This window comes from Nostoc sp., assembly GCF_036917775.1.
Classification (GTDB): domain Bacteria; phylum Cyanobacteriota; class Cyanobacteriia; order Cyanobacteriales; family Nostocaceae; genus Nostoc.
The window spans coordinates 15,977-38,869 of record NZ_JBALEQ010000051.1 but is presented as its reverse complement, the minus strand read 5'-3'; the positions used below and the strand labels follow the sequence as shown (position 1 = coordinate 38,869).

The window sequence follows — 22,893 nt, the reverse complement described above, 5'->3', positions numbered from 1 at the left end:
GAATTATTAATTATTAATGACTCAGGACTAATGATTAATGACTAACGAAAAAATGATTTTTCGCAATCGCGTGGTTGACAAAGGTCAACTGAGAAATTTAATTTCTTGGGCTTTTACGAATTATGGTACAGCGCGAACCGCAGTGATGGCGGACAAATTGAAAGATTTGGGGTTTCGCTATGCTACTAAAGCAGGGGTTTCCATCAGTGTAGATGACTTGATGATACCACCAACTAAGCGATTACTCTTAGAAGCAGCCGAGGAAGAAATTCGTGCTACTGAAACCCGTTATCAACGCGGAGAAATCACTGAAGTAGAACGCTTCCAAAAGGTAATCGATACTTGGAATGGTACCAGTGAAGCGTTGAAAGATGAAGTAGTGGTTCACTTCAAGAAGACTAATCCCCTGAACTCCGTATACATGATGGCATTCTCCGGGGCACGGGGTAACATCTCACAAGTCCGGCAGTTGGTGGGGATGCGGGGACTGATGGCAGATCCTCAAGGGGAAATTATCGATTTACCGATCAAAACCAACTTCCGTGAAGGGCTAACTGTAACGGAATACATTATTTCGTCTTACGGTGCCAGAAAAGGATTGGTGGATACTGCCTTACGGACGGCTGACTCTGGTTATCTCACCCGTCGATTGGTAGACGTTTCCCAGGATGTAATTATTCGGGAATTTGACTGCGGCACCACTAGAGGTCTAGCGATTCGACCAATGACAGAAGGTGCCAAAACCTTGATTCCTCTGGGAACCCGCTTGATGGGACGGGTAATTGGCGAAGATGTGGTGCATCCGGTCACAAAAGAATTGATTGCAGCCCGCAATTCGCCAATTCCTGAAGACTTGGCGAAGAAAATTGAAAAGTCTGGGGTGGGAGAAGTTGTGGTGCGATCGCCACTAACTTGTGAAGCCGCACGTTCTGTCTGTCAACATTGCTACGGCTGGAGTTTGGCACACGCCAAGATGGTGGACTTGGGCGAAGCTGTGGGGATTATTGCTGCCCAAAGTATCGGTGAACCTGGTACTCAGTTAACCATGCGGACATTCCATACTGGTGGGGTGTTTACTGGAGAAGTGGCACAACAAGTTCGTTCTAAAATTGATGGGACTGTCAAACTTCCCCGCAAACTGAAAACCAGAACATATCGTACCCGCCACGGGGAAGATGCCCTCTATGTTGAGGCGAATGGCATCATGCTTTTGGAGCCAACAAAAGTAGGTGATGTTACCCCAGAGAACCAAGAGGTTCATCTTACCCAAGGTTCAACACTATATGTATTTGACGGAAATAAGGTAAAACAAGGTCAGTTGTTGGCAGAGGTTGCCCTCGGTGGACGGACAACTCGGACTAATACAGAAAAAGCAGTTAAAGATGTCGCCTCTGACTTAGCAGGGGAAGTGCAATTTGCCGAAGTTGTTCCAGAACAAAAAACTGACCGTCAAGGCAATACCACAACCACAGCTGCACGCGGTGGTTTGATTTGGATTTTGTCTGGGGAAGTTTACAACTTGCCACCAGGGGCCGAATTGGTGGTGAAAAATGGTGATGCGATCGCTGCTAATGGAGTTTTAGCAGAAACCAAATTAGCCAGTTTACACGGTGGTGTAGTGCGCTTGCCAGAAGCTACCCCAGGTAAGAGTACCAGAGAAATTGAGATTATCACTGCTTCTGTGGTTTTAGACCAGGCAACCGTGACAGTCCAAAGTTCTCAAGGACGTAATAACTACTTAGTATCTACTGGCAACAACCAGGTATTTAATCTCCGAGCTACACCAGGCACAAAAGTGCAAAATGGTCAAGTAGTTGCTGAGTTAATTGATGACCGCTATCGCACAACTACTGGTGGATTCCTGAAATTCGCAGGTGTCGAAGTCCAGAAAAAAGGTAAAGCCAAGCTGGGCTATGAAGTCGTGCAGGGCGGTACACTGTTGTGGATTCCTGAAGAAAGCCACGAAGTTAATAAAGATATCTCCTTGCTGTTGGTAGAAGACGGTCAGTTTGTCGAAGCTGGCACCGAAGTTGTGAAGGATATCTTCTGCCAAAACAGTGGTGTGGTAGAAGTGACTCAGAAAAACGACATCCTGCGGGAAGTTGTGGTGAAGCCAGGCGAACTGCTGATGGTGGACGACCCAGAATCAGTTATTGGGCGAGATAACACCTTCATCCAACCAGGTGAGGAATTCCAAGGTAATGTTGCCACGGAATTGCGTTATATCCAGTATGTGGAGACACCAGAAGGCCCTGCCCTGTTGAGCCGTCCAGTGGTTGAGTTTGCTGTACCTGATAACCCAGATGTGCCATCAACGACATCTGTAAGTCAACAAACCGGGCGATCGATTCAATTAAGAGCGGTACAAAGACTACCTTACAAAGATTCAGAACGTGTCAAATCTGTTGAAGGTGTAGAACTACTGCGAACCCAGCTAGTACTGGAAATTGAGCAAGAAGGCGAACAAGACCATAATGCTTCACCACTTGCAGCAGATATTGAATTAGTAGAGGATACTGAAGACCCAGAAGTTCAACGTTTACAACTGGTAATTTTGGAATCCTTGGTAATTCGTCGAGACATTACCGCCGATGCCACCCAAGGTAGCACCCAGACTACACTTGAGGTACACGATGGGCTAACCATCGCCCCAGGTTCTGTAGTCGCACGTACCCAAATCTTGTGTAAAGAAGGCGGGGAAGTACGGGGTGTCCGCAAAGGAACCGAAAACGTGCGTCGCTGCTTAGTGTTGCGTGACGCTGACAGGCTCACCATTAATACTAGTACTCAGCCCAAGGTGAAAGTAGGTGACTTGCTAGTAGAAGGTACAGAAATTGCTGCTGGAGTTTTTGCTCCAGAATCAGGGCAAGTAGTTGATATCAAAAGTGCCGCTGCTGCATCTGGTGGAGAATCAGCTCTGAGTACTAAAAACTACGTTGTTACTACCCGTATCGGTCGCCCTTATCGAGTCAGCCCTGGTGCTGTGTTGCAGATAGAAGACGGCGATTTGGTACAACGGGGTGATAACTTGGTGTTGCTGGTGTTTGAACGCGCCAAAACCGGAGATATTATTCAAGGTTTGCCCCGGATTGAGGAACTACTTGAAGCTCGTAAACCGAAAGAAGCCTGCATTTTATGCCGCCGCGGGGGTGAAGTTAAGGTAGTTTACGCTGAAAGTGGTGATGAAGCGATCGCTATTAAGGTCGTAGAATCAAATGGCGTGGTGACAGATTATCCTCTAGGCCCTGGACAAAACTTGATTGTGCCAGATGGATCGATAGTATTAGCGGGACAACCGTTAACTGATGGCCCATCTAATCCCCACGAAATTTTAGAAATCTTCTTTAGCCTGGGTTCCGAAGACGGAATCTATGCTTGTGCCAGCATTGCTTTGCAGAAGGTACAAACATTCTTGGTGAATGAAGTGCAAATGGTGTACCAGTCTCAAGGGATTGATATTTCCGATAAGCACATTGAAGTAATTGTTCGCCAAATGACCAACAAGGTCAGAATTGATGATGGTGGTGACACTACAATGCTTCCTGGCGAATTGGTGGAACTGCGCCAAGTTGAGCAGGTGAACGAAGCTATGGCAATTACAGGCGGTGCGAGGGCACAGTATACCCCAGTATTGTTGGGTATCACCAAAGCATCGTTGAACACTGACAGCTTCATTTCCGCAGCATCCTTCCAAGAGACAACACGGGTACTTACCGAAGCAGCTATCGAAGGCAAATCTGACTGGCTGCGCGGATTAAAGGAAAACGTGATTATCGGGCGATTGATTCCGGCTGGTACTGGATACAATACCTATGAAGAACCCGGTGCGATCGATGATTATGCTGCTGAGATTAGCAGTAGTGTCTTGGATGAAGTTGATGATCCTCTGGATATGGTCTTAGATGACCGCACAGCTCGTACCTATAATTTAGATTCTCCGACTCTTGGGGAATCTGGTTTTGGTAGCAGACGTGCAGAGAGGTCAGTTCTAGATGATGAAGATGAATTAATCGCCGATGAAGTCGTAGACGACGACGATTTTGAGGAAGAAGAGGAAGACGACGAGGATGATTTCGACGACGAATAGAGACTTGATACTTTGCGTCTCTATTAAAATGTAAAAACTAAAAAGGCAAAAGAAATTTTCTTTTGCCCTTTTATTTTGCTTTATAAAAACACATTTTTAAATCCTCAAGATTCTGGTTTCTGGCTTTTCAGCTAGTAGTCATTCAATTACAGCGATTCAAAAGTAACATCCTCATATAAATCTGCAACAGCACACCGAAAATCCACACTTGCCAGATGAATTATATCTTCTTTTCCATAAGGATAAAGTACCCATTGGTTCTCTGGGTTACGGCGAAAACACTCAACATTTAATCGAGTTTGACTTATAAGTACATATTCCTGAAGTGATTCCATCTGTCGGTAGTCAGCAAATTTATCACCTCGGTCAAAGGCTTCTGTTGTCGGAGATAACACTTCTACAATCAAGCAAGGATAACGCAGAAAGTTGTTAAAAGTTTGATCTCGTTGGTCACAACTTACTATAACATCGGGATAGTAATAGATATTAATTGACTCAATATGTGCTTTAGTGTCTGAGATATAAGCCTGACAACCACTCCCGCGCAAATGATTTCTTAGCATTGAAGCAATATTAAGAGAAATAATGACATGAGCATTACTTGCTCCTGCCATTGCATAAACCTGTCCCTGTCTATATTCATGCTTGATAGGACTAGTTTCTTCTCCTTTAAGATAGTCTTCTTGAGAAATATAGCTAGAATTTGGAATTGCAACCATCTGTAATGACCTTGTGTGATGTCTTAATATCTAGTTTAAAAGGTTTAATAGGTAATTGGTAATTAGAGAAAAGCTATACCAATTACCTATCATTTTATTACCGACTTTCCGCCTGTGTTGACACTGTTAATACTTGCGGTGGTGTGGCATCTGGTGGATAGAGAAAGTCTACTTGTACTAAGGAGCGATCGCCAGCTTTCATATTTAACGAAACTAAGGGTTCCCCTGGTTGACCTCTCTTTTGTACTAAATGCACAAACTTAGTTTGCGGCTGATTTTGCTCATCTTTGTAACGTACCCGCACTGTCCCTCGGAAAAATACTTCACGGGCTGGTGTACTCAGAAAGCGTAACCCTGGTTTGACTAACTGATTCTCCTTCAGTGGGGTTTGTATGGATACACTTACAGTTTGAGGACTTTGAGTATTGTTGTATAACGGCAACTTGAGATTATATTGAATTCCATAGTTGCCATGAGCGCGATATGCGGTGTCAGGATAGCGCACCAGCATAGTAGCACTTTGAATTTGACCAGTTCCTAACATACCGCCATGCAGGGTACTCAGGGCGTAGGAAAACACTTGACCAGGCTGGGGAATAGTTAGATACCTAGCTTTAGGATTATCTACTAATAAGGCTCTCCATCGTGAACCAGCAGCCACTCCAGCAACACGCCCATAAATTCTTGGTTTGCCAGTTTCCTCTAGGGGAGTGGGCGCTTTATCCCGTGGGCCAGCTAAATCACCATTATCTAGTAAATTCTGCCACTCTTCTAAAGTTGGCGATCGCTCACTGCCATCAGAATTCACCCGTGCAAACATCGCTAGGCTAGCTGCATAGACAGTGCCATTACTTTGCAATCGGATCAATGTCGAACGGCCATTCAAAGGTGGTGTCAATCCCTGTACAGGAATTGGTAAATTTAGTAACATCCGACTTTGCTTTGCTGGAATCTCAATTTGGGCAGGGAAAATCTCTTGTCGTCGTCCCATCAGCACATCAGACATGACGCGATCGCCTGGGCCAGCAAAAATTGTTCCTAAAGGATTTTGGCTAAAAGATGGTAATTGAATAAATGGTGCATCCGGTTGACTCAAATAACTCGCCGCTTGCCAAATATTTACCTTTACTGCTTCCGAACCAGGGTTGTGCAAAATTATCCCTAAATAGAGCGAGCGCAAATTCTCTGATGGTTCAGCTCTAGCAACGTGATGAGCAAAAATATCAAATCGTCCCCGAAAGGGAAAATTCAGATGCGCTGTTGGCACTTTTTTACCATCTGGTGGAAAAGTGGAGAGTAAAATTCCTTCTTTCAACACCAATTCTGGACTATTACTGTTAAAAGTTGGCACTGTATCCAATTGACCTGGTAAAGGACGTACTTCTTGTGTTTGTACGACTTCTTCAGGTGGTGGGGTCGCAGGAGTTGATTGAGCAATTGGGAAAATTAGTAACAATGGCAACATATACTTAGATATTTCTTTCACCATACAGACATTAACAACTTGATGAAAGTGCCAGTTTGTTAATAATTAATACGAAATCTGCAAGATTTCCATCAAATTTTCTTGATTTAGAACCGAGACGTGGGTAAAAAGACAACGGATCGTAAGTTGATTTTGGTCTAAGTAGTCCAAGCCTAAATAGTAAAAACAGTCGTGGCTAATCTGAATTGATGCTTCTTTCGCCACTAATTTTTCTATATCAACTTCTAATTTCTCCACGCTAGAAAATGCTTCCACACTTAATGGTGTAAGGATTGCAGCCTGCTCATAACAGATGATGTCTTCAGGTTGAATTGCATTGTTTTTTTCCATTACCTGATTATTGGCAAGTTGGACATCTACGGGTAACTGACGTAAAAAACTCAAGTCATCTGGTATCAGATCCAGTTTGGTAACTTCAAGTAATAAATCATCAGAAGAATTTGACTGTTGATATTTTAGGCAAATGTCAAAAGAAGTTAATAGAATTCTTTTCTTCATAACAAATATTATTTAGAATAGAAAAACCCTCCATTAATAAATTTACAAGGAGCAGGTAAATGCCAGTAATTGCGGTCGTAGACTACGAGATGGGAAATTTGCACTCAGTCTGTAAAGGGTTGGAAAAAGCTGGGGCAACTCCTAATGTTACTTATTCTCCAAAGGAATTAGAGCAGGCAGATGCCATAGTTCTGCCAGGAGTGGGAGCATTTGATCCAGCAGTACAACACCTGCGAGCGCGTGGTTTGGAACAACCTATTAAAGATGCGATCGCATCTGGGAAACCTTTTTTGGGAATTTGTTTAGGATTGCAAATTCTCTTTGAATCAAGTGCAGAAGGTACCCAACCAGGACTAGGAATTATCAAAGGAAAAGTGCGCCGATTTCGTCCAGAACCTGACATCACTATTCCTCACATGGGTTGGAATCAGCTGGAAATGACTCAGGCAAAAAGTATTTTGTGGGAGCATTTGCCGTCCGATCCTTGGGTATATTTTGTCCATTCTTACTATGTTGACCCAATAGATCCGCTAATCCGTGCAGCAACCATCACCCACGGTACTCAAACCGTCACAGCTGCGATCGCTCACGAAAATCTGATGGCAGTTCAATTTCACCCTGAAAAATCCTCTAATATTGGATTGCAAATCTTGTCTAATTTTGTTGCTCAAGTCCGTGAAAAAATTCCTGCCTAATCTATTTTTGTCATTTGTTCTTTGTCCTTTGTCTAAAATTAATAACTAATGACTAATGACTAATGACCAATGACTAATAACCAATGAGCCTGAGAATTTACGGTAATCGCCAGCTAAAAACTTTACCAGGGAAAGAAACTAGACCTACCAGTGCGCGGGTAAGGGAGGCAGTCTTTAATATTTGGCAGGGAGAAATTGCAGGTTGTCGCTGGCTAGATTTGTGCGCCGGTACTGGTTCAATGGGCGCAGAGGCTTTGTGTAGAGGAGCCAGCCTAGCAGTGGGAATTGAACAATCGAGCCGAGCCTGTGCCACCATCCAACAAAATTGGCAGCAGGTAGCAAATGCCGACGAGCAAGAATTTCGGGTATTGCGGGGAGATATTACGCAGCAGTTAAAGACTTTATCAGGCAAGCAATTCGATAGAATTTACTTTGATCCACCTTATGCCAGTGGATTGTTCCAACCAGTATTAGAAGCGATCGCTCACTATCAACTTTTAGATCCTAGTGGTGAAATCGCAGTTGAACACGCCTCACAAGGTTGGACACCGCCAGAGATTCCCTCTTGGGAAATTTGCCGCGAGAAGGTTTACGGCAACACATCACTTACTTTCTACAGAATTGAGCAATGAGACGAGAAGGGAGTGGAAAAGATAAGGGAGAAAGGGGAGAAAAATTGCTTCTTTGTCCTTCTTAGTCCCCTTGTCTCCCCTACTCAGCACAGGCTAAATGCCCCGCTACAGCTAACCAAACTCCCTCAACCGCCCAACTGATTGGGGCGCTTGTATTGCTTATAGGCAGCGTAAAACAGTCCGGCGAGGGTGACGAAAACTAGACCAAGGACAATACCTGATAGCAGGGGTTCAACCACTGGAAATCTCCTCTGTGTAATGATTAAATATTCGTTGCCTGTTTTTGATTTTACCAAATTTAGTATGAATCCTGCGTCCTATAGACTTTTTGGATGGTGAATGCTCAGAAAAAAATAGTCTTCTGTGCTTGCAGACACGATCAAGAACTTTTAAGCTATGTGTAGGAAAAGAAAACTTTTTAGCACACTTAGACTTCAACGCAAACCTTTTGGATAACCAGATTACCAAACCTGAAATTTTGATTCAGCGCATCGTTTTATTGACGCTGGCCATACTGCTATCAGTCCCTTTGGGCTTTTTTGGTGTTCAGTTGGTTCAAGCCTCCGATCCTTATGTTAAGAGTGTTTTATCTCTAACAGGAAACCCAGTTCAAGGACACGCGATCTTTCAAATTAACTGTGCTGGTTGTCATGGTTTGGAAGCAGACGGGCGAGTAGGGCCAAGTTTGCAAGCTGTTTCCAAGCATAAGTCTCAATATGGATTGATTCACCAGGTAATCAGTGGCGAAACCCCGCCAATGCCAAAATTCCAGCCTAGCACCCAAGAAATGGCGGATCTTTTGAGCTATTTAGAGTCGTTATAGGTGTTAAATTCTGTTGTAAATCCCTTATGGAAAAAGGCAATACATCAAAATGTTACCTTTTTCGATCTTAGAACTTACGCAAAACTACACGCGGTAGGGGCAATACCCTGCGGGAAGCCGCTTTGCGTCTACATGAATTGCCCCTACCGGAGAATAAAGGTTTGGGCTATTTTTTGCGTAAGTCCTGGATCTCAGAAAACTTGTAACAAATGTTATTGCTCTATATTTCCAGAAGCGATCGCATCTAATTTCTTAGTATCCAGTATGATAATCGTCCCACCACGACTATAGGCAATTACTGACTTGAGACTTTTAATTAACCGCACACATTCTTCGTAAGTAATGCCACTGCTGCGAGCCATGCGATAATAAGACAATTTGACTTTTAAACACTCGCCTTGTGGACTTAATTCAGTTCCTGATTCGGCAGCAAAATATTGAATTAATCTGGCAAGGCGAACAATAGCTCTTTCAGAAACTAATCCGTGGACTGTCTCATGCAATTGCTGAATCCGACTGTTAAACACCATCAGCATTCGTAATGCAATTTCAGGGTTTTGTCCAATCGCTTTTAATAAAGCATCTCTCTCTATAGTGAGAATCTCACAATCAGATTCAGCAGTTACAGTTGCTGGGGAAATTCCATTGCCTAATAAAGCAGGAGCCGCAAAAATTTCCCCAGCCGCTAAGGTGCGGAGAATCGTTTCTTTCCCCGTTATTGCTATTTTGGTAACTTGAATTTGTCCACTGCTAACAGCATAGAGTTTTGTTGGTAAGACATCGCCCTCATGGAGAATAATCTCTCCTTTGCGATGGCGTTGCACCTGAGTGTGAGGTTGCAAATTTATTTTGTCTGCTGTTTCTAAACCTGCAAACACAATAATTTGCGAAAGTTGTTCCAGGGATGCCTGCATGATTAGCCTGATAAGCTGTTAAGCATATAAGAAAGCACATTGAGATTGCAGGAAAGCAGGGAGCAGGGAGCAAGGGAGAGGTTTGGCAGCTTTTATTACCATGAAAATGATGCAATTTAAATGACGATTAGCTGATCGCAAAGGCTGGACGATGATGAATCCAAGGGTTAGCCGCTTCTAATTGTGCTGCTAGGTTGATGAGGGTAGCTTCAGCCGCAGGTTTACCAATTAACTGGACACTTATGGGTAAACCATTACTATCAAAGCCTACAGGAATTGCGATCGCAGGTTGTCCTGTTGCATTGGCAGGTGGACAAGGGGCAATCCACTCAATAATATTTTGGAATGTCTCTTCTGGACTTAGCGAAGCCCATTCCCCAACGCGGACAGGTGAATGGAGATAAACTGGCAATACCAGCACATCCACGGTATCGAAAAAGGCTACAATCTGACGTGCTATTATCTGCATTTGGGAAACTGCTTGGAGGTACTGGGCAACAGAACCTGTGCGTGCAAATAGCCAGCGATTCAACGGTTGCAAGGCTTCTACCGGAAGTCCTGACGCAGCTACCCCAGCTTGCCAAACGATTTGAAATGGTTCAACTAAACCGCTAAAATCTGGAGATTTCTGTTCAACGTGGTGGCCGAGTTGTTCTAATAACTGGACTGTTTGACGGACACCTTGCTGACAGTTAGCATCAGCTTCTCCCAAAGGAGAAATATTAGTATCAAAGGCAATTCGCAAAGCACCCAATTTTGTCTGAGTAGCAGCGAGAAATGATGGTTCGGGATCTGGCAACCAGTAAGGATCGCCTGTAACATAGCCAGATATGGTATCCAAAAGGGCAGCAGCATCAGCAACAGTGCGGGCGATGGGGCCGTTGACAGCAATTCCAGCGAGGCGTTCGCCCACGGGTGCTTTACTCACTCTACCCCTGGATGGTTTAAGTCCCACCAAACCACAACAAGCCGCAGGGCCACGAATTGAACCACCGCCATCAGAACCTTGAGCGATCGCACACAATCCTGCTGCTACCGCCGCCGCCGCGCCACCACTGGAACCGCCTGGGGTGTATTCTAAATTCCACGGATTTCTGGCTGGAGGAAAACCCGTAGGCTCACTGTAAGGAAAAGAACCTAATTCGGAAGTGGCTGTTTTACCAAGAATAGTAAACCCAGCTTGCTTAATCCGTGTTACAACCCCATCATCATAGTTAGGGATATTGTTCAGTAATGCCGGATTTCCATAAGTACAGGTAACACCTACTACAGCATTGAGGTCTTTAATGGAAATTGGTACACCAAAAAATGGCGGTAGTTCTGAGGTAGTTGTCAATAATTCTGTTTTGGCTTTGGCATCTGCGATCGCTAGTTCTGCCGTCACCGTAAAATAACTTCCTAATTGGGGATTTAATTGCTCAATCCGTTCTAAATATATTTCTACCAACTCTAGCGGGGATATTTCCCGGCGACGAATTAATTGCGCCAACTCTAGTGCTGGGGTAAATGCTAAATCAACTTCATTCATAGGTTAGTGAATGGGTAATTTTGTCTTTCTCTGGGATTTTAAACTGAAATTGTTACTTTACCAGGATTTACGGGAATTATACATTTTATAGATCCTAAGATTTGTCACTCAATTAGGATGCTTAGATGTGTGGTTATGTTCTTACTCCAGCTATTTTAATTGTTTCGCATAAACTTTCGACAAATCCCTAAGAGATATTTATGGCTAACCTAGAAATACTTGTTAGCGAATTGCCAGCACTAATTCAGAATCTAAAACTGACTATTGGCGATTCTAATAAAATCATGGAACAAATTATCTCGATTAATAATGCTCAAGAACAACTACGAAATATTAAAAAATTAATTGCTCAGGAATTGAGATTGGAGAACGTCAAAAATTCTGCGATCGCTACACTTCCTCGAATAGGTACTGTAGCTAGTTTGTTTATACCTAGTGTTGGATTGGTAGATCCTGCGATCGCAGAAAAATTTGGACATTCAAAAACTAAAATCTCATTAACTGATTTACAATCCAAAATCGATGACTGGATAGAATGGGGTTATTTTTTGCAAGCAATAGCTGCTGATATTCTCAGTGATAATAGTTTAGTGAATCAACTAAATTCTGATATTAATCATCTCAGCTTATTTGCACAATTTCAGGCAATTTCTGAAAATTTAAAAATTAACTTAGTATTTGAGAAAATTCATATTTTAGAGAACCAAATTGAAAATATTAATAATTGCCAAAATGAATTATTACAATTAAAACAAAAGTTAAATTATGTTTTTGATACTATTAAAAATAGTCGTAGCTTATTAAATATTTTATTAGGAGTGTCTGCTTTTTGTGGGAAATCTGGCTTCGCCTTAGAGTGGTTAGATGATGACCATGAATTAATTATATCGAGTGGTAGTAAATTTCAAGAATTGACCGATATTCTTAATGATTGCGATTATCTCCAAGAACAAATTGCTGTTTTAATTATTCAGAGTGACACTTTAAGGGGACAGGCAGAAAAAGCCCTAAAAAAGATAGAACAAGAAAATCATAATAAAGAAACTATTAGCCAGCATATACAAATATTACCAAAATTTTCGACACCCAAGATAGTACGTTCGGTTTTGATCGTAGTCTCAAGTTTATTAGTCTTGGGTTTTGGTAGCTGGAAAATTAAACAACAAAGTCTCCAATGGCAGCAGATAAATCTAAGTTTAACTCAAGAAGAAAGTGCAAATGCTAAGTTTAAATCTGCTCAAAAATTCGGTATGGAGGCTGCTTCTCTAGTCCAAAAACCACCGCATCCTCTAAAAACCTGGCAACAAGCAGAAACTAAATGGCATCAGGCAATAATCTTATTAGATAGTATTCCTCATCAAACATCAGTTTATGAGAGGGCAAAGAAGAAATTAGCTTACTATCAGATTAACTATAAATCTATCAGTCAAAGAATATTAGTAGAAAAGCAAGCTTTAGCAAACTTAGAATCAGCTCAAAAACTAGCAACAGAAGCTAATGTTTTTGTAAATAGTTCACCTCATTCACTACTAGTTCGGCAACAAGTACAATACAAATGGGTGCAAGCAATCAATTTATTGCAAGCTATTCCAGAGAGTACATCTGTCTCTCTACAAGCTAAAGAAATGCTTACTATTTATAAAAATAATTATGCCGCTATTAGTCAAATATAGCCGTCCTAGATTATTTGTAAAAAATTAGATACCCAACTTCTTGAAGAAGTCTGGTATCTGGAAAACGCAAATTTTCACATCTCGATATAATGCAATACGGTTCAGTTAAGAGCTACTGGCAAAAATTTTGGGTTTTCGAGACGCGATAAATCGCCGTCTCTACAAGTATTTTGGTCTTATCTGAACTGTATTGCGATATAATGAGGTATATCCTCAAATATTTTATGGATAATTTATTGCATCATTGCTTTCTTTGCTATAGCAATCTATATACTGAGAATTAATCCACCCTTCCCTACCTAAGATTCTATTGTTTGGGCTATTAGTAACACGCACCTTAACCCAAGGTGTCGGGCGACCTTGAAGTGATACAATATCTGGCTTGAGTAATATAATATTGTTGCCATTATCTAAACCTGCTGTTGACTTTCCGCCAGGTGTAGTACGTAAAGCTAATTGCCCCGATTGCAACCCAGTTATTTCGCAGAGTGCAGGCTTAACTTGAGCTACATTGCCAGTACATTTTAGACTGCTACTACGTATCCAACCTTCTAAGCCTTTTTCTTTAGGACTATTTGCATCGATAACGCTAATGTAAATCCAGTTTTCAACACCTTTAGCTAGTACTTTTAACTTTGCATCTTCATATAAATTAATTGCACCTCCATCTTCAAATTCTCCTTGCGGTTTTCTTAGGTATAACAAAAGTGCTTCCTCATATCCTAGTTTTTTGGCTTGACAAGTGACTTGTCTGTTATCATTTTTGGGAGTTGCAGCATTTGCTATTGGTAAAAAATTAAGAGTAGAAACCCACAGGTAAAATGCAGCAAAATAAATTTGAGGTATAGGTTCAAAAAAACTTGCCATTGTTGAGTAAATACGAGTGTTTTTCCTACCTTATCTGTGATAAACCTCATCGTCCAGCATAATTTTACCTAAATCTATAAGGCGGATAAGATAGAATTTTTAATCTACCCTGGGGGAAGATGAAGCGCAGAGGGTTTAAAAAATTAAAGAGGTAAATCGCCCTTTTTGAACGCTTTACCTCTCTTAACAAAAGATAATTATAACTAACAATTAAACCTTAGAACGGTCAGTCAAAATCTCATAACCCGTGTCTGTAACTAACACTGTATGCTCAAACTGAGCCGACAAAGAATTATCCACAGTCACTGCTGTCCAACGGTCAGATAATGTCCGGGTGTGTCTAGAACCTGCATTTAAAATTGGCTCAATTGCCAGCGTCATCCCCGCACGGAGTTTAACATTTGGCATCTCACGAGTACGGTAGTTGAATACTGAAGGTTCTTCGTGCAAGTTACGACCGACACCGTGTCCAGTGAATTCTTCGACTATACTAAAGCCGTTCGCTTTCACATGGTCTTCAATTGCTCCAGCTAACTCAATTAGGTATACACCAGCCTTTACTTGTTCAATGCCCTTAAATAAAGCTTCTTCTGCTACGCGAATTAATTTAGCAGCTTCTTCTGTCACTTCACCGACAGCAATTGAAATGCAAGAATCACCATGAAAGCCTTGGTAATAAGCGCCAGTATCTACTTTTAATACATCTCCCACACGAATCACTTTCTTGGGGCTAGGAATGCCATGTACTGCTTCATTATTAATGCTGGAGCAAATAGAACCTGGAAAACCGTGATACCCTTTAAAACTCGGTGTTGCCCCCATTTCGCGGATGCGCTTTTCTGCGTGAGCATCTAAATCAGCAGTTGTCATTCCTGGCTTTACTAGCTCAGAAATTTCTTTTAAGACAGTTGCCACAATTGCAGATGATTGCCGCATGATTTCAATTTCACGCGGTGATTTAATTTCAATTCCTCGGCGTTGTTTTTTCGCAGGTGCAGGCTGAGTTGTTTGAGAAAGTAAGTTACTGAAAATGTTCATGGGAAATTAATAATTACTGTTGGCTTTGTCGATGAAGTATGAATGCTTTCTCTAGATTACTTGAGAAATAATATCTATAATTTAAGTTATTTCAATCCCTGATAAGGATTATTGCAGTTTAGTCACTAATGTATACAGAATAACATATTCACTTACTGCTGATATTTTAGACTTCAAACAAAATCGCCCTAACTTATTTTTGCTCCCCACTATAGGGTTTAGCTCAATTATCTTTAATTGAAACACTAGAGGGCTATTAAATACTGAGTCGAATAATTTTTAATTACTTATGGCAATTTCTCCAGTCATACCTGCTTCCGTATGTCCTGGTATGGAACAACGTAAGCCATAAGTTCCAGATTTTAAGGGCACAAATACCCATTCTGCCTCAGCACCCGGCTTGAGTTCCAGTTCGTGAATAGCTCCTTTAATTTCTACTTTGCCTGCTTGGACTTTTTGTGTCCAGATGCCATCGGCAAAGTCTTTAGCAGTAAAATAATGCTTCAGTTGGCTAGGATTGGTAAGCCGAAGTTGATAGCGTTTGCCAGCCTCGAATTCCAGATGATTTGGCTCAAATTTGAGTTCGTTAGCCGAATTACCTAAGCTAATTGTAATTTCTGTAGCTGGTTGCTTAAGCAAATCACTAGACAAATTTGCCGCTATTGCTGGAGTCGCAGTGATGAAATTTAAGCTTAGTAAAAACGTTAATATTACGTAGCTACGACGTAATATTTGCAGCCAAGCAATATTTGGAAAAGTCAGAGATGTAATTAAAATTTGGTATAAATGGTTGTAAATTTTCATTGGTAGTTCTCAAAAGGCAATGCTAATGAGCAGGAAAAATTTATAGGTAGGGGGAAAAACCGCTTTACCTATTCTTTATTATCCATGCCTAGCGTCCATCTCTACCTAATGCTTTTCTCTGCTAACACAGATGGCCCCGCAGTAACGACTACGATTTGATCTGGGTGGAGTAATTCACGAGCCGCTTGATTAACTTGCTCAAAGGTAACTTTCTGGAGTTTGTCAGTAAAGGTGTGCAATTCTACTTTATCTAGTCCATACACCTCATTCATCAGAATTCTATCTGTTAATTCTTCTGGGTTTGCCAGGGAAACGTTGTAGTTGCTGATGAGGGTACGTTTAGCTGTTTCTACTTCTAGCGGAGTCACACCTTGTTGATGGATTTGCTGTAGTATTTGGCGAGTACTAGCGATCGCTTGACTAGCATCTTCTGGACTAGTTTGCATTTCTATCAAAAATGTGCCTGCATTCTTCCCGGCTTGGAAGTAGCTATAAATTCCATAGCTCAAACCTTGGCGATCGCGTACTTCTGCACCCAGTCTACTAGATAAAGTATCGCCTCCCAAAATCTGGTTCAATACTAAGGCTGCGTGAAACCGAGGATCGTAACGCTTAATACCTGTGTAACCCATATATGTCACAGCTTGGGCTTTACCTGGTAAAACTGTGTTGACACTCACTATTTTCTCCGGCATTGATACCGGAGGATATTTTAATGTGGGTGCTTGGCCGCTAACTTCCCAGTTACCAAATTCATTTTTAATGAGCGATCGCACTTTGTCTAGATCAAAATCTCCTACCAGCGCCAACACTGTCGTATCTGGACGATAATGTTTAGCTTTGAAATCGATCACATCCCGCCGTTGAATCTGCTGTAAACTCTCCTCCGTGGGAAAAGTATGTAAAGGATGTTTTTTCGGGTAAATTGACTGCACAAATATTCTTCTGGCTACTTCTGCTGGCTCATCTAATTCCAGTTGCAGATCGGTTAAAGTTTGTTGGCGATGTAATTCCAATTCTTGTAGGGGAAAGGTACTATTTTTAACAACATCTGCCAATATCTCTAGAATTACTGGCAAATCCCCTGCTAAACTATCACCCTCGATATGCACACCTTCACGATGGACTTCAAAGTTGAGACTTGCCCCTCGTTCTGCCAATATTTTGGCAATAGTTAAGACATTTTTGCTCTTAGTACCATTTAGCAAATTATCTGCCACAAAAGCAGCCAATCCCGCTCGATCATCTGGATCAAATTCTGTACCGGCTTGAATATAGCCGCTTAGAGTAACGGTGGGAGTACTATGATCGGGTAAGAGTAATATCCGCAGCCCGTTGGTAAGTTTATATTCCTGTGGTAAAACTTGAGCAATCGCATCTGTAGCCAAATCCACAGGCGGTAAGTACTTCACCATCTCAGAAGGAAGCACAGGCACGCCAGGAGAGAAATTTTCTGTAGTTTGGGCTGAGTCTGGTTTATCGCCAACCCCTGCTATCTGCTTTTGAGTTGGTTCAAAAAAGCCTACTGTCCGAGCTTCTTTAGTAAGGTATTTGTTAATAACAGCGACAACATCCGTTGGCTTCACCAGACGCACAGCATCCAAGTAGCGTTCTGTATAACGATAATCACCAACAGTTGTCTCATCATTGCCCAATCGCATTGCTTGAGAGGTGATATCACGGTTACTCAAAATTACATCTGCTGTTAATTGGGTTTTGGCTCGTTCCACTTCCTCAGTTGTCACGCCTTTTTCTGCTACATTTGCGATCGCGTTACTCAACACTGAGTCAATTTTTTTCAAATCTTTTTTAGATCCAGCCGTCACCAAAATCTCATACCAGCCAGATTCTCGCAAACTGGTAACGGATGCTGTAACTTCACTAGCTAAACCTGATTCCACCAAGGCTTGATAAAGTCTAGAATTCCGTCCTTCTGTAAAGATGTAATCCATCACATCCAACGCCGGCACATCTGGTTGATTTGCATCTGGTAGCGGATACACAACTTGTAACAGTCGCCCTGCTCCCGGTTCTCGCAACACTATAGGAGTGGGGAATTGGGAATTGGGAATTGGGAATTGGGAATTGGGAATTGGGAATTGGGCATAGTTATTTTCCTTGTCCCCCTTGTCTTCCCCTGCCCCCTGCCCCCTACCCCCTGCCCCCTGCCTCTTCGGTAGTTTGCCAAATACTTCTTTAATTGTTTCGAGAGTATTTGCAGTTTGAAAATCTCCAACAATCACTAAGACAGCATTATCGGGGCTGTAAAAATTACGGTAATATTTTTGTACTTGCTCAACTTCAAATTTCTCGACATCAGCTTTAGTACCACCTACAGGCAACCCATAAGCATGATTAGGAAATACTGCCTGCATGACGGCGCGGTTGAGGCGATATTCTGGACTATTTTCGTAACCTTGCAACTCAGAAATTACTACTCGCTTTTCACTCGCTAGTTGTTCTGGCTCAATCTGGGAATTTTGCATTCTGTCTGCTTCCAGCACTAAAAGCGCTTTTAGCTTGTTACGCTCCACAGTACCGTAATATGCAGTTTGGTCATAGCTTGTGAAAGCATTGGAATCACTACCTAAAGCACTAAACAAACGGCCAAATTGAATTGGACGATTTTTTGTGCCTTTAAACATCAGGTGTTCCAACTGGTGGGCAATGCCATTCACCCCTGGTTCTTCGTTGCGTGAGCCAACCTTGTACCACACCTGCACCGTCACCACTGGCGCAGTATGCACTTCCTTTGTTAGGACAGTTAGACCATTTTCCAGCACTGTCTTATGGACGTTTTCTGTCAGTGTTGAGGGCATTATTCTTTTTACTAGCAAGGTTGACTGGGATTTTTCTTTGTTAGATATAGCTGTATGTTGACTATTAGCAGGTTGATCGCTCAACAAAAAAACCGCTACTAGCCATAAGCTTAAAATTAATAACGGCAAGGAGTATTTATAAAATCTAGACAATCCATACATGTACTTAGGAAGTATATCTGTAAATTAATTTACATAATTGTTTAGGTGTTACCATATTTTAATCTGGCAAAAAAATCTGTTACCTCGGCAACAATATAGAAAAATAATATATTAGCAATAAAGGTAATAAAAAAGCTAAATTATGGCAATTTTGCTAAAAATCGAATGAATTCCAGAGGTAAGCCATCAGTATCGGCAATGAAAGCCACTTCGTAAATGCGATCGCCTATTTGCTGTTGTGTCGGTTCTAAAAGTACTTTTAACGGTTGTAATTCTTCGGTTTGACTCTCAGCCGCCGCAATCGAAGCACGTTTTTGTAAATTTGTCAACCAGCTAGGTAAATCTGGTGTAATCTCAGTTAAATCGAACGAGAGATGATAGTACCCCACATAATGCTCGTCAGCAAAGGCATCTGGGGCTGGCTTTGGCTCAGGAATTTGGATCAGCTCAATTCTGCCGCCCAATCCTTCCATCCAGCAAGCTAGCGTGTAGCCTGTAGTAAAGCGTTCCGAAATTGTAAATCCTAAATGTTCGTAGAAAGCGATCGCTCGATGAATATTCGCAGTCCGAATAGAAGCGTGGTGCATAATTTGTCACTTGTCCTTTGTCACTTGTCCTTTGTTTAGGCACTTTTAACTAAATCCAATTCTTCTTGTGGGGACAAGAGAACTATGAGCAGTGGTTTCCGTCATTGGTGTAGCCTGCGCGTAGGTATCAATTCAGAGCGTCTCGCCCACCCATAACCAAGGGCGGACAAGATGTCCACCCCACAAGATTGGATAGTTTTTTTCTTGGTAATCCCTGATTCACTAATGACCAATGACAAATGACTAATGACAAACGACCATTATTCAAACAACCTGAAATAAGGGTAGCGTACAGGGACACCAGGCTCTTTTTCCAAGTCAAAATTAATCACTTCCCAACAGGGATCTTCTGAGGTATCGGGGCTAAACTCTACGGGTAAGCCGTATAGCCGAGCGGCGGTAACTTCTGGTTGTCCAGAACGCCAAGGTGTACTGCGTTCTAAATAGCCACTCATCAATTCCTGATAGCGGTGAGCAATAATCACTTTTGTGGCTCGATAACCTTGGGTATAGAGCTTATCTAAGGCTTCGTGAATTTCAAACCGAATACCATCGGGATGAGTATGCTGCCTATACCAGTCATTATTCCACCTCCGCCAATGACGGCCTGATTGCAAATGGATTAACTCTCCATTTTGAGGATTAGCTTCAAAAGCGCCATGACGCGGACACAAATAGGTATCTGTTAATGTCAGCGCCGGAATAGTCTGGCGACAATGGGGACACTGTATTTCCGGCCCAAACATCGGGTACTGAAAGCCTGGATTCATCATGAAGTGCGTACAAACATAATTTTGTCTTCACCAGCACTAGTGGATTGGATTATACACTTCGGCTCTACCACTTTGGGTTACTTGTTGACTGCTGCACAGACACAGAGTTGCAGCAGTAACATTGTTCACTAGTGTTTTCCTCAGCGTAGAGGCTTGACGCTGTGATATCCTGGTCGTGCAACCAGCCTCAAAGGTTGGAGTTTCTCCAGTGTTCCTTAGTACCATTATTAATATTCTATCGTGTCTACCGCTTCTTACTGGACATCTCCTGATTTTTCTCAAGCTGCCTTCATCGCAGCCAACGCTGTTGTTATTGGTTCGGTAAATATAGCAGCAGGGGTGAGCATTTGGTATGGAGCAGTAGTTAGAGCAGATGTAGAACGCATTGAAATTGGCGAATGCACAAATATTCAAGATGGTGCAATTCTACATGGCGATCCTGGTTTTCCAACTATTTTAGAAGATCATGTTACCGTAGGGCATCGCGCTGTGGTACATTCCGCTTACATTGAGCGTGGAAGTTTGATTGGCATTGGCGCGGTTATTTTAGACGGGGTACGAGTGGGTGCTGGTAGCATTATTGGTGCTGGCGCAGTCGTAACTAAAAATATACCGCCTTTGTCACTAGTTGTAGGTGTTCCAGGCAAAGTGTTACGACAATTAACAGAGGCTGAAGCCGCAGAACTAATTGAACACGCTAAACGTTACCAAAAGTTAGCTTTAGTTCATGCTGGTAAAGGCACTGATCTCGGCTTTAGCAAGGCTTAGGGGCAGGGGAAGAAGGAAGGGGGCAGAGGGCAGGGGAGCAGGGGAAGCAGGGGGAGACAAGGGGGACAAGGGGGACAAGGAAAATGAAAATAACTATGCCCAATTCTCAATTCCCAATTCCCAATTCCCCATTCCCAATGCCCAATAATTTAAACATTCTTTACATATATGTTGGGAAAAGTTACCCACTTCAGCTAAAAATAAAAATGAGAGCAGTTGACAAAACTTTAATTTCTACTTAAGAGAGGGGTTCTAGATATGGATATCGATTACCGTATAGCGATCGTTTTAGCACCAGTTGTCATTGCTGCTAGTTGGGCAGTGTTTAATATTGGCGCTGCGGCTTTAAGACAAATTCAAGGCTTTTTGGATCGGGAAGCCTAAATTCGGCTTAATATCATCACTTTTGAACCGTCTGTTTCTACTTACGGAAACAGTCGGTTTTATCACGATTAATGGTGCATTGTTATAAGAGGCAGAGGGGAAGAGAGCAGGGAGTAGAAGGGAAAGAGGTAATTTTTATTCTCCCCCTGCCCCCTGCCCCCTGCCCCTGCCCCTGCCCCTGCCCCTGCCCCCACTCCTCCTTCCTTGGATATTGATTCTGTAATACAACCCCTTCAACGCTTTGGTGTCCATCTGGGACTCGATCGCATTGTCAACTTATTGGCACATCTAGGTAATCCTCATCACCAAGTCCCGGTAATTCATGTTGCTGGCACTAATGGTAAAGGTTCTGTCTGTGCCTATCTTTCCTCTGTACTTACTGAGGCTGGTTATCGCACAGGACGCTACACTTCCCCCCATTTAGTCGATTGGACGGAACGTATTTGTTTGAACGAACAGCCAATTGATTCTGAAGAATTGAGGCAATTATTAGAAAAAGTCCAAGCAGTTATTCGGGCTGGTGACGAGGAGATCCCCCCAACCCCCCTTCAAAAGGGGGGCTATGTTTCAAACTCAAAAAAGGAAGATAGGGGGGATAAAACTTTTTCACAGAAGTATGGGAACCCGACTCAGTTTGAAGTAATTACGGCGGCTGCTTGGTTATATTTTGCCCAGCAGCAAGTAGATGTGGCTGTGGTAGAAGTCGGACTAGGAGGGCGCTTAGATGCAACCAATGTCTGTTTGGAACCCATAGTTACTATCATCACTTCCATCAGTCGGGAACATTGGCAACAACTTGGCCCCACCGTCGCGGATATTGCTAGAGAAAAAGCAGGCATTCTCAAAGCTGGATGTCCCGTCGTGGTTGGGCAATTGCCACCAGACGCAGAAGAAGTTGTGCGATCGCGGGCTTTAGAATTAGAATGTCCAATTTTTACGCCTCAACCTGCCCGTCAAATCGCTACAGGATGGGCAGAATATCAAACACTTCAAAATTCTCAATTAATTAAATATCCTTTGCCATTAGCCGGACAAATTCAATTAGCAAATTCAGCTTTGGCAATAGCAGCTTTAGAAATTCTCCAACAACAGGGTTGGCAGATTTCTGAAGAAGCCATAATTAAGGGCATGGCAAAAACTCAATGGCCAGGGCGGATGCAATGGACTACCTGGAACAAGCATAAAATATTACTTGATGGCGCTCATAATACTGCCGCCGCCCAAGTTCTTCGCCAGTATGTCGATAGCTTAGACGCAGCTAATCCCAAGCCCATCACTTGGGTTATGGGAATGTTTGCGGATAAGGATCATGCTGATATTTTTGCCGCCCTACTGCGCCCCGGCGATCGCCTTTTTTTAGTACCAATACCAGTAGAATCCTGGCCAGGTAGAACTTCTGCCGATCTAGACTCCTTATCAAACCTAGCTCATAGCCTCTGTCCCCAATTAAGCGATCGCCAAATCCATCCAGATTTATTCACAGCCCTAGAAGCCGCTACCACAGACGATTTAATCGTTGTATGTGGTTCCCTTTATCTAGTAGGTCATTTTTTACAAATGGGGAGTAAGTCGTGAGGTAAGGGACTTCCAAATAAAAAAATATACCATCGCTATAGAGGCAGGGAGCAGGGGGAAA

The 22,893-nt window shown here is 42.5% G+C and carries 20 protein-coding genes; 8 read left to right on the top strand and 12 right to left on the bottom strand.

The genetic code is table 11. The features are described from left to right. The first annotated feature begins 37 nt into the window (after nucleotides 1–37). A complete protein-coding gene (locus V7K69_RS07865) occupies nucleotides 38–4,087 on the top strand; it encodes a DNA-directed RNA polymerase subunit beta'' (protein ID WP_335032989.1) in 4,050 nt (1,349 codons plus the stop codon). A gap of 146 nt (nucleotides 4,088–4,233) precedes the next feature. Here the strand turns inward: V7K69_RS07865 and V7K69_RS07860 are convergent, their stop codons facing one another. From V7K69_RS07860 to V7K69_RS07850, 3 genes are all read right to left on the bottom strand, one after another. Next, nucleotides 4,234–4,806, bottom strand: coding sequence for a Uma2 family endonuclease (locus tag V7K69_RS07860; protein WP_335032987.1), 573 nt, complete (start codon nucleotides 4,804–4,806; stop codon nucleotides 4,234–4,236). 97 nt (nucleotides 4,807–4,903) lie between these two features. Continuing rightward, a complete protein-coding gene (locus V7K69_RS07855) occupies nucleotides 4,904–6,271 on the bottom strand; it encodes a DUF3370 domain-containing protein (protein WP_335033017.1) in 1,368 nt (455 codons plus the stop codon). A gap of 66 nt (nucleotides 6,272–6,337) precedes the next feature. Next, entirely contained in the window at nucleotides 6,338–6,790 is a 453-nt protein-coding gene (locus tag V7K69_RS07850; RefSeq protein ID WP_335032985.1) for a peptidase C15, read from the bottom strand. Between the two features lie 59 nt (nucleotides 6,791–6,849). On the opposite strand from V7K69_RS07850, the gene hisH reads away from it, so the two are divergent. Together hisH and rsmD are read left to right on the top strand one after the other, a co-directional pair. Then, the gene (gene hisH / locus V7K69_RS07845) at nucleotides 6,850–7,485 is read left to right on the top strand and encodes an imidazole glycerol phosphate synthase subunit HisH (RefSeq protein WP_012411289.1); all 636 of its coding nucleotides are present in this window, start codon (nucleotides 6,850–6,852) and stop codon (nucleotides 7,483–7,485) included. 83 nt (nucleotides 7,486–7,568) lie between these two features. Further along, a complete protein-coding gene (gene rsmD / locus V7K69_RS07840) occupies nucleotides 7,569–8,117 on the top strand; it encodes a 16S rRNA (guanine(966)-N(2))-methyltransferase RsmD (RefSeq protein ID WP_335032982.1) in 549 nt (182 codons plus the stop codon). Between the two features lie 125 nt (nucleotides 8,118–8,242). On the opposite strand, the gene petG is transcribed toward rsmD, so the two are convergent. Next, nucleotides 8,243–8,356 carry a cytochrome b6-f complex subunit V gene (petG, locus tag V7K69_RS07835; RefSeq protein ID WP_063721252.1) on the bottom strand — a complete coding sequence of 38 codons (114 nt, stop codon included), beginning with the start codon at nucleotides 8,354–8,356 and terminating at the stop codon, nucleotides 8,243–8,245. Nucleotides 8,357–8,565: 209 nt separating this feature from the next. Between petG and V7K69_RS07830 the strand changes: the two genes are divergently transcribed. Next, complete coding sequence (locus tag V7K69_RS07830) at nucleotides 8,566–8,940, top strand: c-type cytochrome (RefSeq protein ID WP_163928961.1); 375 nt, start codon at nucleotides 8,566–8,568, stop codon at nucleotides 8,938–8,940. Nucleotides 8,941–9,152: 212 nt separating this feature from the next. Here V7K69_RS07830 and V7K69_RS07825 read toward each other — a convergent pair whose 3' ends face one another. Together V7K69_RS07825 and V7K69_RS07820 are read right to left on the bottom strand one after the other, a co-directional pair. After that, nucleotides 9,153–9,854, bottom strand: a complete 702-nt coding sequence (locus V7K69_RS07825) for a Crp/Fnr family transcriptional regulator (protein ID WP_335032980.1) — start codon at nucleotides 9,852–9,854, stop codon at nucleotides 9,153–9,155. 127 nt (nucleotides 9,855–9,981) lie between these two features. Continuing rightward, a complete protein-coding gene (locus V7K69_RS07820) occupies nucleotides 9,982–11,382 on the bottom strand; it encodes an amidase (RefSeq protein ID WP_335032978.1) in 1,401 nt (466 codons plus the stop codon). A gap of 200 nt (nucleotides 11,383–11,582) precedes the next feature. On the opposite strand from V7K69_RS07820, the gene V7K69_RS07815 reads away from it, so the two are divergent. Further along, complete coding sequence (locus tag V7K69_RS07815) at nucleotides 11,583–13,055, top strand: hypothetical protein (protein ID WP_335032976.1); 1,473 nt, start codon at nucleotides 11,583–11,585, stop codon at nucleotides 13,053–13,055. 222 nt (nucleotides 13,056–13,277) lie between these two features. Here the strand turns inward: V7K69_RS07815 and V7K69_RS07810 are convergent, their stop codons facing one another. The 6 genes from V7K69_RS07810 to V7K69_RS07785 form a co-directional block, all read right to left on the bottom strand. Continuing rightward, a complete protein-coding gene (locus V7K69_RS07810; RefSeq protein ID WP_335032974.1) occupies nucleotides 13,278–13,922 on the bottom strand; it encodes a hypothetical protein in 645 nt (214 codons plus the stop codon). 210 nt (nucleotides 13,923–14,132) lie between these two features. Next, nucleotides 14,133–14,960, bottom strand: coding sequence for a type I methionyl aminopeptidase (gene map / locus V7K69_RS07805; RefSeq protein WP_335032972.1), 828 nt, complete (start codon nucleotides 14,958–14,960; stop codon nucleotides 14,133–14,135). A gap of 279 nt (nucleotides 14,961–15,239) precedes the next feature. After that, nucleotides 15,240–15,764, bottom strand: coding sequence for a cupredoxin domain-containing protein (locus tag V7K69_RS07800; protein ID WP_335032970.1), 525 nt, complete (start codon nucleotides 15,762–15,764; stop codon nucleotides 15,240–15,242). A 101-nt stretch (nucleotides 15,765–15,865) separates the two neighbouring features. Continuing rightward, nucleotides 15,866–18,745 (bottom strand): M16 family metallopeptidase, encoded by a 2,880-nt coding sequence (locus V7K69_RS07795; protein ID WP_335032968.1) that lies wholly within the window; start codon nucleotides 18,743–18,745, stop codon nucleotides 15,866–15,868. A gap of 140 nt (nucleotides 18,746–18,885) precedes the next feature. Next, the gene (locus tag V7K69_RS07790; RefSeq protein ID WP_335032966.1) at nucleotides 18,886–19,332 is read right to left on the bottom strand and encodes a VOC family protein; all 447 of its coding nucleotides are present in this window, start codon (nucleotides 19,330–19,332) and stop codon (nucleotides 18,886–18,888) included. Between the two features lie 260 nt (nucleotides 19,333–19,592). Further along, nucleotides 19,593–20,102, bottom strand: coding sequence for a TIGR02652 family protein (locus V7K69_RS07785; protein WP_442936126.1), 510 nt, complete (start codon nucleotides 20,100–20,102; stop codon nucleotides 19,593–19,595). A 243-nt stretch (nucleotides 20,103–20,345) separates the two neighbouring features. Between V7K69_RS07785 and V7K69_RS07780 the strand changes: the two genes are divergently transcribed. The 3 genes from V7K69_RS07780 (at nucleotide 20,346) to V7K69_RS07770 (ending at nucleotide 22,832) form a co-directional block, all read left to right on the top strand. Further along, nucleotides 20,346–20,873, top strand: a complete 528-nt coding sequence (locus V7K69_RS07780) for a gamma carbonic anhydrase family protein (RefSeq protein WP_335032963.1) — start codon at nucleotides 20,346–20,348, stop codon at nucleotides 20,871–20,873. A 258-nt stretch (nucleotides 20,874–21,131) separates the two neighbouring features. Beyond that, nucleotides 21,132–21,257, top strand: a complete 126-nt coding sequence (locus V7K69_RS07775) for a photosystem II protein Y (protein ID WP_012411301.1) — start codon at nucleotides 21,132–21,134, stop codon at nucleotides 21,255–21,257. Between the two features lie 204 nt (nucleotides 21,258–21,461). Then, a complete protein-coding gene (locus V7K69_RS07770) occupies nucleotides 21,462–22,832 on the top strand; it encodes a bifunctional folylpolyglutamate synthase/dihydrofolate synthase (RefSeq protein ID WP_335032960.1) in 1,371 nt (456 codons plus the stop codon). The last annotated feature ends 61 nt before the right edge of the window (nucleotides 22,833–22,893 follow it).